Here is a 13,713-nt window from a genome sequence, read left to right as displayed (position 1 = left end):
TTAAATAGTATATTTGTTAAACGAATTTTACCCCAAACAATGAGAAAATTAATATTTATCTGTTGCGCATTACTAAGCATCTCTCTCTCACAGGCACAGACCCAAGAGCGAGTGATCACAACCGCAGTTCCTTTTTTATCTGTGTCGGCAGATGCAAGAGCAGCGGGAATGGCTGACATTGGAGTTGCAACTTCAGCAGATGCTTTTTCACAGCAGTGGAATCCTGCAAAATACGCTTTTGCAACCGATCAACAAGGATTTTCAATAAGCTATACGCCTTACCTTACCAATCTAGCCAATGACATTTCACTTGGTCAAGTAACCTACTACAACAAGTTTAACGAGCGATCTGCATTTGCAGGAAGTTTACGTTATTTTGGTTTTGGTGAAATTCAATTGAGACAAACAGGCGATCCAAACGAAGCGTTTGCAACGGTCTCACCTAATGAACTTGCGATGGACCTATCGTATTCCTTAAAACTTAGCGAAAAATTCTCAATGGCAGTAGCCGGTCGATACATTCGATCAAATCTAAAAGTAGCCGATGTAAATAATGATGCTTCCGCTGCCAATTCATTTGCGATTGACGTCGCTGGTTTTTACCAATCAGAAGAAATTGCATACAATGAGTTCAACGGAAGATGGAGAGCAGGTTTTAACATTCAAAACATTGGACCAAAAATTAGTTATGATAATGACAAAATCAATAGCGACTTTTTACCAGCAACATTAAAAATAGGAACCGGCTTTGACTTTATACTAGACGAATACAACAAAGTAGCGCTGAATCTTGAATTCAATAAATTATTAGTACCTACACCTAAGGTTTCGTATGACAACGAATCTTACAACGGAGCAGATCTAAACGGCGACGGAGTTGTTGACAACATTGACTACACCGCAGCAAATACGGAATACAGAAATACGCAATGGTTACCAGGAATTGTAAAATCATTTGGAGATGCACCAGGTGGCTTTAGCGAAGAAATAAAAGAAATCACTTATGCAGTAGGAGCCGAATATCTCTATCAAGATTCATTTGCCATGCGAATGGGTTATTTTCACGAAAGCCCATTTAAAGGTTCACGAAAATATTTTTCACTTGGAGCCGGCTTTAAATACAACGTAGTTAAAGTAGATGTTTCTTACTTATTTTCCGCATCAAAAATCCCTAATCCATTAGAAAACACACTTCGTTTCTCCTTAACATTTAACTTTGGAGATAAATACGACGAATACTAGATTTAAATCAAATTAAAATTAAAAGTCCAAATTTCACCTTTTGAAATTTGGACTTTTTTGCCCCTAAATATATTATGAAAGAAATTACAGTTACCTCTCACTTCAGCGTTTACAACACAACCGAAGAGCTACCAGCTGACATTCAAAACCTAATGGAACTAGCTGTATCGACAAGAAAAAATGCTTACGCACCTTACTCCAAATTTAGAGTTGGTACCGCACTTTTATTAGACAATGGTAAAATTGTATTGGGATCAAATCAAGAAAATGCAGCTTATCCATCAGGCCTGTGCGCAGAGCGTGTTGCTATTTTTCAAGCAGGAGCAATTTACCCTGAAGCTAAAATTTTAAAAATGGCAATTACAGCAGCTTCAGACTCCAATAAAACGACTGAACCTATACCACCTTGTGGTGCTTGTAGACAATCAATTGCCGAATATGAGATCAGACAAGAATTACCTATTGAAATATATTTTATGGGAGAAACTGGCGAAGTATACAAATCTAACTCGTTAAAAAACCTACTGCCATTATTATTTAACAAAAACGTATTGTAAAAACACTAAAATTTAGCTTTTTAATTTTACTTCTTAGTAGGAATGTCCTATTTTTGCAATTCGCAAATTTGTGGTATAAAGCTATTTTGCGATATTGGTACTAGTTGATAACATTAAAACTTTAGCAAAAGAACAATTGAGATGAAAGAAGTTACAAAAGAAGTATATTTAAAGTGGTACGAAGACATGCTACTTTGGAGAAAGTTTGAAGACAAACTTGCAGCATTATACATACAACAAAAAGTGAGGGGTTTTCTTCATTTATATAATGGTCAAGAAGCAGTACTAGCAGGTGCATTACATGCAATGGACTTGACAAAAGACAAAATGATAACTGCTTATAGAAATCACGTTCAACCAATTGGTATGGGTGTTGATCCAAAAAGAGTAATGGCGGAACTTTTAGGAAAAGTAACCGGAACGTCTAAAGGAATGGGTGGTTCTATGCACATTTTCTCAAAAGAACACCGTTTTTATGGTGGTCACGGAATTGTAGGAGGACAAATACCTGTAGGAGCTGGATTAGCTTTTGGAGATAAATACAACAACACTGGTGGAGTAACAATGACCTATTTTGGTGATGGTGCTGCACGTCAAGGTTCGCTTCACGAAGCTTTCAACATGGCTATGCTATGGAAATTACCTGTAGTTTTCATTGTAGAAAACAACGGTTATGCAATGGGAACATCTGTTGAAAGAACTGCAAATCATACTGACATCTGGAAACTAGGATTAGGATATGAAATGCCTTGTGGACCAGTGGACGGAATGAATCCTGTAAAAGTAGCTGAAGCAATGACTGAAGCTATTGATAGAGCACGTCGTGGTGACGGACCAACTTTCTTAGAAATGAAAACATACCGTTATAGAGGTCACTCTATGTCGGATGCTCAATTATACCGTTCGAAAGAAGAAGTAGAAGAATACAAAAAAATTGATCCAATTACACAAGTACTTGATGTAATTAAAGATCAAAAATATGCTACCGACGAAGAAATAGAAGCTATTGATCAAAGAGTAAAAGATCTAGTTCAAGAATGTGTGGATTTTGCTGAAGAATCAGACTACCCACCAATTCAACAATTATACGACGTAGTATACGCACAAGAAGATTATCCATTTATACCTCATAAACTATAAATCAATTATGGCAACAATAATTACAATGCCTCGCTTGAGCGATACTATGACGGAAGGAACGGTAGCAACTTGGCTTAAAAAAGTAGGTGACAAAATAAGCGAAGGAGATATCCTTGCAGAAATTGAAACTGACAAAGCAACAATGGAATTTGAGTCTTTCAACGAAGGAACTCTTTTATACATAGGAATTCCTGCTGGCGAAACTGCAGCTGTTGATTCACTATTAGCAATAATAGGAACAGAAGGAGAGGACATCTCTGCACTTTTATCAGGAAATGCAGCAGCAACTACACCAGAACAAACTACAACAGCTACTAAAGTTGAAGAAGTTAAACCAGCAGCCGCTGCCGCATTACCAAAAGGTGTTGTAGTAGTAACTATGCCGCGTTTAAGCGATACAATGACAGAAGGAACTGTAGCTACATGGTTGAAAAAAGTAGGTGATAAAGTTACAGAAGGTGAGATTCTTGCTGAAATCGAAACCGATAAAGCAACAATGGAATTTGAATCTTTCAATGAAGGTACATTATTATACATTGGAATTGAAGAAGGGAATGCAGCTCCAATCGATAGTTTACTAGCGATTATAGGGCCTGCAGGAACGGATATTTCAGGAATTGCAAGTAACTTTACAATAGGTGGAGGAGCTACAGCAGCGCCTGCAACTACTGAAGCGCAACCAGCAGCTGCGACTCAAACAGAGCCAGTCGTACAAGAAGCCGCTCCAGATGGACAACGTATTCTTGCATCACCATTAGCAAAGAAAATTGCAAGTGATAAAGGAATTCAATTGAACCAAGTGAAAGGTACAGGTGAAAACGGACGTATTGTAAAAAGCGATATCGAAAACTACACACCAAACACTGCCGCACCAGCTGCCCAAGCCGTTGCAACAACTAACGCTCCTGCGGCTGAAAAAGCTACTGAAGCACCAAAAGTTTTTGTACCAGCGGGAGAAGTATTCAAAGAAGAAATCAAAAACTCGCAAATGCGTAAAATCATTGCGAAACGTTTAGCTGAATCATTATTCACTGCGCCTCATTATAACTTAACTATCGAAGTAACGATGGATGAGGCAATGAAGTCAAGAGCTATTATCAACAGCGTTCCAGATACCAAAGTATCCTTTAACGACATGGTAATCAAAGCTTGTGCAATGGCACTTAAAAAACACCTGAAAATCAACTCTCAGTGGAAAGAAGATGCTATCACTATCAATCACCACGTAAACATTGGTGTTGCAGTAGCTGTTGAAGACGGACTAGTAGTTCCTGTTTTAAAATTCACTGATGCTATGAGTTTATCTCAAATTGGAGGAAGCGTAAGAGATCTTGCTGGAAGAGCAAAAACTAAAAAATTACTACCATCAGAAATGGAAGGAAGCACATTTACGGTTTCAAACCTTGGAATGTTTGGTATTACTGAATTCAATTCAATTATCAACCAACCCAACTCTGCAATCCTTTCGGTAGGCGCAATTGTTGAAAAACCAGTTGTTAAAAATGGTCAAATAGTTGTTGGAAACACAATGATGTTATCATTAGCTTGTGACCATAGAACTATTGATGGTGCTACTGGAGCTCAATTTTTACAAACATTGAAACAATACATTGAAAATCCAGTTACTATGTTAGCTTAGTTTTTAATTATATATTTAAAAAGCCGTTTTGAAATTTCAAAACGGCTTTTTTTTGCTCTATTTTTTATTTTTTTCTTCAATCCATCGGGACATATACTTCGTACTATTGATCGTATGATGTTGCAAAATTGCTCCCATAAAATTATTGGAACGATGTGCATCAATACCTAACAGCAACTCTTTAATGCGAACTTTAAAGTCATTTACAAATAATGATTTTGCAAACCTGTTATTAAGTACTTCAAGTCCGTTCTTTTGCGCTTGACGCCAAATCACTTCATCTTCATACAACAGTACAGCTCTTTTCGCAAACACTTCTGGATCATCTTCAACAAAGCCATTCCAATCAAGTCTTCCATTCATCCCTTCAGCACCTATCGTGCTGGTCACACTTGGCGTACCACATTGCATGGCTTCCGCCAACTTCCCTTTTAGTCCGGCACCAAAACGAATTGGCGCTAGCACCACTCGAGCACCTCTTACCACTTCTACAGCATCTGCAGCACGTCCTTCAATAACAAAACCTTCCTTAACATTATTGAGCTGCAGTACTTTTTGCGAAGGATAAGCACCATAAACATGCAAAACAGCAGCAGGCATCCACTTCCTAATCAACGGCCAAATGATCTCTTTTAAATACTGCACCGCATTCCAATTAGGCTCATGTAGAAAATTGCCTATAAATACAAAATCCTTTCTTTGTTCAAAAGATGGCAACACAATGAAATCATCAACTTGCTTTGCATCTAACAAAAAAGGCAAATAATACAGTAAACTTTCCTCTATTTTAAAAACTGTCCGTAATAGTTCTATTTCATATTCCGAGATCATCAAGCTAAGGTCGCAACGCAAAATACTTGCTACTTCGCGCTTTGCAACATCTTCAAGAACCAAATCGTTCAATTGAAACAAACGTTGTTCCTTAAATGCTTTCTGTCGTGCTAAACGCAAACAATGTAAATCTTCTGTATCCAATATTTTTAAAGCTCGCGGACAATTTTCAGAAACCCTCCACCCAAACTGTTCTTCCATCATAAACCGATCAAACAACACAATTGTAGGATTTAGTTCCTTCACATAGCCATCAAAACTTGCACAATTTAAAATAATGGACTTCTTTAAAACACCTAAATTTTCCAGATCTACCATAAAATCACTATCCATGGCAGGGCTCGCAAAACTAATCTGATAGCCTTCTTCTTGAAAAAGACGGATCAATTGAAGCATTCTAGCACCTGCAGCAGACGAATTGGGCTCAGGCCACACAAAACCTATTATTAAAAGCTTTTTAATCTCAGTCATATAAAGTAACATTACAACTGCAAAATAATACTATTTGGACGTCATTACCATCGATTCACTGATAAATAAGAAAGAAAACACTAATTTTGTACTTATAAAACACAATAACATGTTAGGATTAAAACTTGTAACTGATCCCAGATGGGTAAACATAGTCGAATCAAATATTGAAGAAATTTTGACAGACCACGCCTGGTGTGAACAAAAAGCAGCTTCGAACGCCATAAGTTTGATCACACAAAATTCTGAAAAAGAGGAATTAGTCACAGAATTAATGATTATTGCACGAGAGGAATTAGAGCACCTACAAATGGTGCATGACTTGATCAAAAGCAAAGGATTGAGCTTGGGCCGTGAACGAAAAGATCATTATGTAAATGAATTATTCAAATTCATGAAAAAAGATGGTAGCCGCAATGATGCTTTATGCGAACGCTTACTGTTCTCGGCAATGATTGAGGCAAGAAGTTGTGAACGCTTTAAAGTTTTGTCTGAAAACATTAAAGATGTAGAACTAGCCAAATTCTATCGTGATTTAATGATTAGTGAAGCAGGACATTATACTACGTTTTTAGGCTTTGCCCGCAAATACGCTGATCATGTTGATGTTGACAAACGCTGGAAAGAATGGATTGAATTCGAAACATCGATTATTACCAATTACGGTAAAAACGAAACTATACACGGATAAAGGGACGCATAACGCATCCCTTTATTGTTCTAATTTAAATGATCATTTATAAACTTTTGATCGTAAATACATTTCTTCTGTTAAGCTCATGTTGCTCTTCACTGCAGGACTCGCTTGGCTCACATTTAATTATTTGCTGACTTTCGCCATATCCTTTTGCCAAAATTCTATTTCCTTCGATGCCATTTTGCATAAAATATTCTCTAGTAGAATTCGCACGCTTTGCTGAAAGGTCTAAATTATATTTTGCATTACCTCTATTATCCGTATGAGAACCAATTTCAACTATCATCGTTGGATGCTTCTTCATTAGATCAATAACTTTATCCAAAACAGGTTTAGTTTCTCTACGAATATACCATAAACTGTAATCAAAATAAATAGGATCTGTTTTAATAATCAGCTGACTATCTACTTTAACAACATCTTTCTCAGCAGCTACGATCGCATTGGTTTTAGCTTTTTCATCAAGCTTCGCTTGTTCAACAGCTTTGATAGCGGCTGTCGTCTTGTCTTTTTTAATTTTCTCTACTTGTGCAATTTCTTTAGCTTTATTTTTTTCTTCTAATGCCTTTTCCTGCTCTTTCTTCAGTTGCGCAACTGCTTCCTCTTCCTTCTTTAAAACTACAATAGATTTCAAACTGACCGAAGCATCCGTACGTAAGTCTCTCTCTTTATTTACTCGAATTGATTTTTCAGCTTTGGTAAACTCTTCTTTCGCTGCAGCCACAGTATATCTTGTATCACAACTCACTGTAAAAACAAAATCTCCTTTTAGATTAGTAGTCATTCTAGACACTTCAACACTATTTGCGTCTAGCAACACAACCGTCGCATTGCTCAAAGGCAATTTAGTATCCACATCACTAACGACACCTTCAACAAACTGCTTGCAATCTTCAATTATTAAAGGCTTCTGTTCGCTTAGTTGGTAAATATCATCACTCCCTTTACCGCCGATTCTATTCGAAGCAAAAAAACCTTGTTTTGTATCAGCATCAATATTAAATGAAAAATCATCATATGCAGAATTAACAGGAAGCCCCACATTGGAAGGGAAATCCAAATTACCAGTATTTAAATCAACGACAAAAACATCTAGTAATCCATAACCTGCATGGCCATCAGATGAGAAATACAACTTTCCATCTTTGGATACAAAAGGAAATTGTTCCTTTTTGTCCGTATTTATATTCGACCCTAAATTTTTTGGTGTTCCAAAATTTTCACCATCAATAGCAACACTAAATAAATCAAAAGAACCTAAAGTACCAGGCATATCAGAAGCAAAATATAAAGTTTTTTCGTCAAAACTTAAAGCTGGATGCTCCACCGAATAATTTTCATTATTGAACGGAAGAGCAACAATATTAACCCACTTACCACCAACTAATTCTCCTTTAAAAATTTGCAAGTTAGAAACCTTATCTTGATTTTTTGCTCTGCGTCCTTTTACAAAATTATTACGCGTAAAATAGACTGTTTTACCATCCTTTGTAAAAATGGCATTCGCCTCGTGCATTTCGGTATTTATTACATTCGAAAATGACTTTACGACAGAATCAGCTGCATTCATGTTCTCGATAGGCATTGACAAAATATCAAGATACTTCTCCCCATTCCACTTGAATTTTTTATCTAAAAAACCAGCACTTCTATCTACACCCGAGAAAACCAGATCACCTTGATTAACAACAGCACCAAACTCTGAACTACTAGAATTCATTGCAAGGTTTTTAATTTCAAACCTATTGCCAATTGCAGATACATTCTCAAGTGTAATTAGATCTTTATCGAGTTGAGTACTTGCCACAAAATTAGCAGTGCCAACATAATAATCATGCAGTACAGCGTATGCTTCCTTATACTTGCCAGCAACTTTTAAAGTTTGCGCATATTTAAAATAATAATCTTCACTTATATCTTTTTTAAAACGTGATACTAAATTGGCATACAAACGCTGGGCTTTCCCATAATCATTAGTATAATAATACGCATCTGCTAAGTTTTTAAGCACTATATATGATTGATTATCTTCGATGATACTTTCGTACAATGGAATTGCTTCAGTATAAAAAGTCTTGTCAAAAAAACGATTGGCTCTCTTTAAATCTGGTGTTTGCGCATTTGAAAACTGAGCAAAACACAGAACAATTATTATGAATATTCTTTTCATCTTTTGTTTTTTAAAAAAATCTTGGTGATTTGTCATATCCTTTACTTAGTAGGTCTAAGTTAAAAAGAATAAAAAATTCATGTGTACCTGAATTAAACTGACCTAAATTAGAAACTGTATAATCGTATGCGTATCCTACTCTAATATTAGATGTAGCTTTAACATTCATCAAAACACTCACAGCATCTCCAAGTCTATAAGAAGCACCAAGCTCCAACTTGTCATTATACAATACATTTGCAGACAAATCTACTGTTATAGGCGCACCATTTACAAACTTAGACATAAAAGCCGGCTTCAACTTAAAAGCATCTGATAAGGTAAAAACATAGCCTCCAGTAAAAAAGGCATGTACATTCTCTGAACCATAATCACTAATTCCAGCATGTTTTTCAATGTGTTTTGTATTCAGAAGATTTGGTGCAGATAAACCAACATAGTATTTATTCGTAAAATAATACGCACCTACCCCAACATTAGGCTTTAGTAAATTGCTGTTATCGAAAGCAAAATCAGTTGAAGTACTTTCGAATTTGAAACCATTAAAATTTGTTTGCAAAGAACTAAATCCAGCTTTCAAACCTAATGATAACTTATGATTATTTTGTAATGGTAATACATACGCAAAATCAGCAAAAAAATTATTTTCCTTTTTTGCACCATCACCAATATCATCAGAAATAAGCGAAAAACCCAATTCTACTTTCTTGTTCACAGGTAGATGAGCAAACACAGTCATTGTTTTAGGAGCTCCCACCGCACCAACCCATTGTGTTCTATACAAGACACCAACATCTAACAATGATTGATCTCCAGTAGCATAAGCGGGATTGATTACATTCATGTTGTACATATACTGGGTATACTGAGGATCTTGTTGCGCCGTAGCCGTAAGTATACTAAATAAAAAACCTACTATGAGTATTGTTTTTTTCATATTCGAATAAGTATTTGAAATAAAGAAGCCGATTTATCTATTGAGATACAGACTTCCTTGATAAGGAGCTTTATTGTTTTTATTGAAATTAATCACATAAAAATAAACTCCGTTTGGAGCCATTCCATCGATCCCTACATTGAAATTAGAATTTCTACCGTCCCATTCAGGATTAGATTTATTGCCTTTAAACATCAAAGTACCATATCTATTATAGATCTCTAGTGAATAATCTGGATAAATAAAATCGATTTTCGGAATCCTAAAACTATCATTAACACCATCACCATTAGGAGAGAATCCATCAGGAACAAAGAAGTCGGCGGTTTCATCACAATTGGAAAGCGAGATAGTGACTTCCAAAGCATTTGAAACACAATTTGTACCATTTGAAAAGCTAAAACCATAATAGATTTTATGATCTAATAACAGTGTAGCTTCATTAATCACAGTTCCATTTGTAGCAGCATCAAACCAAAGCAATTTACCGTTAGAAACAACTCTAGCAGACAAATCTAAAATCGTAGGTTTATCTAGCCCGCAGAAAATTTCCCCATTGCTACTTAAAACCGGTATATCTTCTTGATTAATTGTTACGGTAGCTCGTGACCTACCAGATTCACAGCCTGTTGCCGCAACCACTTCTTTAACATAATAATCACCTGAAACCAAAACCGTAGTAGGAGCTAAAACCACTGTACTTGTCGCTGAATTAAACCATTGATATTGCGCACCGTTTGGTGTCAAATCCGATACCTTTTTAGCATCATTGACACAAAAAACTTCGTCTTTTGTAACTGGACTAAGAGGAACTGGATTTACAACAAAACTTTTTGAAACATTATTCACAGCAACACTACAACCAGTACTCGTATTGACTAATTCCGTAAAAGTAAAAATAGTATTTCCAGTATTACCTAATAAAGCAGTTGGAATTTCAAAACTAGCATTCCCATTCGTTGCAGTCAAACTAACCGATTGATTATTGATACTATTTGCTCCAGATAAATCATACTTTACCACAATAGATGTCAAAGCACCCAATCCTGAAACCGAAACAATTATAGGTTTACCTTGACAAGCACTATTCACTCCCACAGACACTGTAGATGCATTCGGCAATGAATTGACAACAAAATCTTTTGAAAGATTGACAACATTAGTACAAAGCGTACTTAAATTAGTAATACTTGTCATCGAAATAATAGTGGTACCAGTAGTCGAAACGAGATTAACAGGTATATACAATACACCTTCACCGTTAGCCACAGTTAAGACATCCTTTTGAGAAATAGCCGTATTACTGCCAGACAGGCGGTATACTACATCATATAAACCATCACTTAAATTATTACTACCAGCTACAACCACTTTTACTGCGTTGCCTTTACAAACTGGGTCAATTGTCACCTTTGAATTGTCGATCTTAGGAATAGGAAAAACATTCAACACATCAGTAACATTAGGTAGCACTGTAGTACAAGCACCAAGACTTGTAGCACTTACTACATTAACAACACTAACATCAAAAGCACCAACTTGCTGAAAATAACTTGACGGTAACGAAAAAGACAAACTACCACTTAAAAACCCAGCTACAACAGTTTCCTCGATAGCAGCAGCACCACCAATAATTTTATAAGTAACATAATAACTACCATCAGGCACACTCTTTACCCCCTGTGTCAAAACTAAATTATACTGCGCCGTTCCCATTTCGTTTTCACAAATGTCGGCATCAACAACTACCTTAGCCCCAGTAAAATCAAGCTGTCTTTCAATAATAACGCTAACAGTAGCTCTTTTTACAGTACAAATAGGATTATCTGGATCCACGTTATATCTAAAATTAAAAGTTCTAGCTCCATAAGTAGCGTATAATTTTTTGATATCAATGAACGAATCATCTTGACTTGTTATTTCAGTAGTTCCAGAAAGATCCTCCCAAACTCCATCAGAATCCTCACCAGTCAGCAAACTATTTAAATCAAAATTGGTACTAAAAGAATCCTTATCAGCATCACATAACAATAAAAAAGAGGGGATACCGGGCTCAGGTGCTCTATAAACCGTAACATAAACGGTTGACTTCTGGACTAGACAACTACCAATCGCTGGCATAGTATACGTAAATGAATAGGTGCCAACTCCAGCACTTTTAGCATTGAAATAATTATTAGACAATGCACCAGTATTATCATTATCTGTCCAATATCCATTAGATTGCGGACTTGCAAAATTACCATTAAAACCTAGAAACAAATTATAACTTGTATCGTCAGAACAAGCCGAAACGTTAGGACTAGATATCCCAGCATAACCGCCAATAGTGACCGTAACAGTAGCCGAATCTTTACAACCAGCACCATTATCCACAGTATAGGTATAGGTATAAATACCACTCTTTTTTATGCTCTGTGCATTTAGAACCCCTGTACTTGTACTCAATCCACCAGAAAGAAGATTATCTTTCCAAACACCACCAGAAACAGGCGATCCTAGTAATTGGCTAAAAAGATTTATAGCCTTACTACTATTATTCTGAATATCACAAACCGTAATACTATTGCTAGTCCCAGCGCATTGTGCACTCATCTTTGTTGTAAAACCAAGAATCACAACACAAAAAATCAAAAAACATTCCTTAATCGGATAAAGTAATTTTAATATCATAAATAATTCTTAATATTTGAGCAAAAATACACAAAAATAACGAAGCATTAGTCCTCTACGAAACTGAAACCATGATAGAGAACAAACTAAACCACAACGTAGATAAAATCGCACAATATAACGCGAAATGCAACCAAATCTCTTCACAAAAAATCACCCATCGAAAAAGTCTAAAACAAATACTACGATGAATTAGGAGCTATTTCCCGCTATCCGTTACAATCTTTTACTTTTTAAAGAAAAAAGTAAAAGGATTTACACTTCTATCGGGGCTACGATACTCATTTACAAAATAGCATTTTGTTCCAAACTAAAAACTATAGCGCCACTAGTTATTCAATGCAAAAAAAGAAAGTGTAAAACTGTAAAACTTTCAACATACTCAGCAGACATTACTAAATAAAAGAATACCACCAAATACATAACCTCAAACTATCAAAAAACAGTAAAATCCACTTTATACACCCAATTGAGTTTATGAACCTTGCATAACATCCTTCCCAATACCTTACACATGACCCAAACAACTTAAAAAAATCGTTCAATTAGGTTCAGTATTCTATACAGAAATGCAACAACCCTAAATGCATCCACTGTCTCATTCACTGCTCAAATAAAAGCTTTTGAAAGTCTTCCGATAGCTATCGAGACTCCCACATATCTGCAATACTGCGGTACCATCTAAGCAAGCGGACTTAACTACTCTGTTCGTGCTAAATTTTACACTATTTTTCTAAAAAATATAAAACAAAAAACCCTTATCCATTGGATAAGGGGTTTCTACAGAAATCCGACGACTCCCGATAGCTATCGGGACTCCCACATAACTGCAATACTGCAGCACCATCTAAGCAAGCGGACTTAACTACTCTGTTCGAGATAAATTTTACACTATTTTTCTAAAATATAAAACAAAAAACCCTTATCCAATTAGGATAAGGGTTTTCTAAAGAAAGGCGACGACTCTCGATAGCTATCGGGACTCCCACATAACTGCACTACTGCACTACCATCTACGCAAGCGGACTTAACCACTCTGTTCGAGATAATTTTACACTATTTTTCTAAAAAATAAACAAAAAAAATCCCCACCAAATAAATGATGAGGATTTCAAAGAAAGGCGACGACTCCCGATAGCTATCGGGACTCCCACATAACTGCAATACTGCAGTACCATCTAAGCAAGCCGACTTAACTACTCTGTTCGAGATAAATTGTACACTATTTTTCTAAAAAATATAAAACAAAAAACCCTTATCCAATGGATAAGGGTTCTCTAAAGAAAGGCGACGACATACTCTCCCACATAACTGCAGTACCATCTGCGCAGGCGGGCTTAACTACTCTGTTCGGGA

At 36.1% G+C, this 13,713-nt stretch carries 9 protein-coding genes and 1 rRNA gene; 5 read left to right on the top strand and 5 right to left on the bottom strand.

Features of this window, described 5'->3' with window-relative positions:
* Positions 1-39 precede the first annotated feature (39 nt).
* From porV to H8R24_RS14275, 4 genes are all read left to right on the top strand, one after another.
* Positions 40-1,242, top strand: coding sequence for a type IX secretion system outer membrane channel protein PorV (porV, locus tag H8R24_RS14290; protein ID WP_187020246.1), 1,203 nt, complete (start codon positions 40-42; stop codon positions 1,240-1,242).
* 74 nt (positions 1,243-1,316) lie between these two features.
* Complete coding sequence (cdd, locus tag H8R24_RS14285) at positions 1,317-1,799, top strand: cytidine deaminase (RefSeq protein ID WP_187020243.1); 483 nt, start codon at positions 1,317-1,319, stop codon at positions 1,797-1,799.
* A gap of 141 nt (positions 1,800-1,940) precedes the next feature.
* On the top strand, positions 1,941-2,939 hold the full coding sequence (gene pdhA, locus H8R24_RS14280) for a pyruvate dehydrogenase (acetyl-transferring) E1 component subunit alpha (protein ID WP_187020241.1): 999 nt from the start codon (positions 1,941-1,943) through the stop codon (positions 2,937-2,939).
* A gap of 7 nt (positions 2,940-2,946) precedes the next feature.
* Positions 2,947-4,578, top strand: coding sequence for a pyruvate dehydrogenase complex dihydrolipoamide acetyltransferase (locus H8R24_RS14275; RefSeq protein ID WP_187020238.1), 1,632 nt, complete (start codon positions 2,947-2,949; stop codon positions 4,576-4,578).
* Between the two features lie 57 nt (positions 4,579-4,635).
* On the opposite strand, the gene H8R24_RS14270 is transcribed toward H8R24_RS14275, so the two are convergent.
* Positions 4,636-5,880, bottom strand: coding sequence for a glycosyltransferase (locus tag H8R24_RS14270; protein WP_187020236.1), 1,245 nt, complete (start codon positions 5,878-5,880; stop codon positions 4,636-4,638).
* A gap of 109 nt (positions 5,881-5,989) precedes the next feature.
* Here H8R24_RS14270 and miaE point away from each other — a divergent pair, with 109 nt between their 5' ends.
* Positions 5,990-6,571, top strand: a complete 582-nt coding sequence (gene miaE / locus H8R24_RS14265) for a tRNA-(ms[2]io[6]A)-hydroxylase (RefSeq protein ID WP_187020234.1) — start codon at positions 5,990-5,992, stop codon at positions 6,569-6,571.
* Positions 6,572-6,617: 46 nt separating this feature from the next.
* Here the strand turns inward: miaE and H8R24_RS14260 are convergent, their stop codons facing one another.
* From H8R24_RS14260 to rrf, 4 genes are all read right to left on the bottom strand, one after another.
* A complete protein-coding gene (locus H8R24_RS14260) occupies positions 6,618-8,747 on the bottom strand; it encodes an OmpA family protein (RefSeq protein ID WP_187020231.1) in 2,130 nt (709 codons plus the stop codon).
* A 10-nt stretch (positions 8,748-8,757) separates the two neighbouring features.
* Positions 8,758-9,684 carry a PorP/SprF family type IX secretion system membrane protein gene (locus H8R24_RS14255; protein WP_187020229.1) on the bottom strand — a complete coding sequence of 309 codons (927 nt, stop codon included), beginning with the start codon at positions 9,682-9,684 and terminating at the stop codon, positions 8,758-8,760.
* 33 nt (positions 9,685-9,717) lie between these two features.
* On the bottom strand, positions 9,718-12,279 hold the full coding sequence (locus H8R24_RS14250) for a gliding motility-associated C-terminal domain-containing protein (RefSeq protein WP_187020226.1): 2,562 nt from the start codon (positions 12,277-12,279) through the stop codon (positions 9,718-9,720).
* A gap of 1,360 nt (positions 12,280-13,639) precedes the next feature.
* Positions 13,640-13,713 (bottom strand): 5S ribosomal RNA (rrf, locus tag H8R24_RS18465); the annotation flags it as partial.

It is taken from the genome of Flavobacterium muglaense (genome assembly GCF_014305155.1).
GTDB classification, from domain to species: domain Bacteria; phylum Bacteroidota; class Bacteroidia; order Flavobacteriales; family Flavobacteriaceae; genus Flavobacterium; species Flavobacterium muglaense.
This window is presented reverse-complemented; position numbering and strand designations above follow the sequence as displayed.

What these genes read in the sequence shown, in the direction of transcription:
- cdd (WP_187020243.1), top strand. Translation starts at nt 1,317, where the DNA reads ATGAAAGAAATTACAGTTACCTCTCACTTCAGCGTTTACAACACAACC.
- pdhA (WP_187020241.1), top strand. Translation starts at nt 1,941, where the DNA reads ATGAAAGAAGTTACAAAAGAAGTATATTTAAAGTGGTACGAAGACATG.
- miaE (WP_187020234.1), top strand. Translation starts at nt 5,990, where the DNA reads ATGTTAGGATTAAAACTTGTAACTGATCCCAGATGGGTAAACATAGTC.
- H8R24_RS14255 (WP_187020229.1), bottom strand. Translation starts at nt 9,684, where the DNA reads ATGAAAAAAACAATACTCATAGTAGGTTTTTTATTTAGTATACTTACG.
- H8R24_RS14275 (WP_187020238.1), top strand. Translation starts at nt 2,947, where the DNA reads ATGGCAACAATAATTACAATGCCTCGCTTGAGCGATACTATGACGGAA.
- porV (WP_187020246.1), top strand. Translation starts at nt 40, where the DNA reads ATGAGAAAATTAATATTTATCTGTTGCGCATTACTAAGCATCTCTCTC.
- H8R24_RS14260 (WP_187020231.1), bottom strand. Translation starts at nt 8,747, where the DNA reads ATGAAAAGAATATTCATAATAATTGTTCTGTGTTTTGCTCAGTTTTCA.
- H8R24_RS14270 (WP_187020236.1), bottom strand. Translation starts at nt 5,880, where the DNA reads ATGACTGAGATTAAAAAGCTTTTAATAATAGGTTTTGTGTGGCCTGAG.
- H8R24_RS14250 (WP_187020226.1), bottom strand. Translation starts at nt 12,279, where the DNA reads ATGAGTGCACAATGCGCTGGGACTAGCAATAGTATTACGGTTTGTGAT.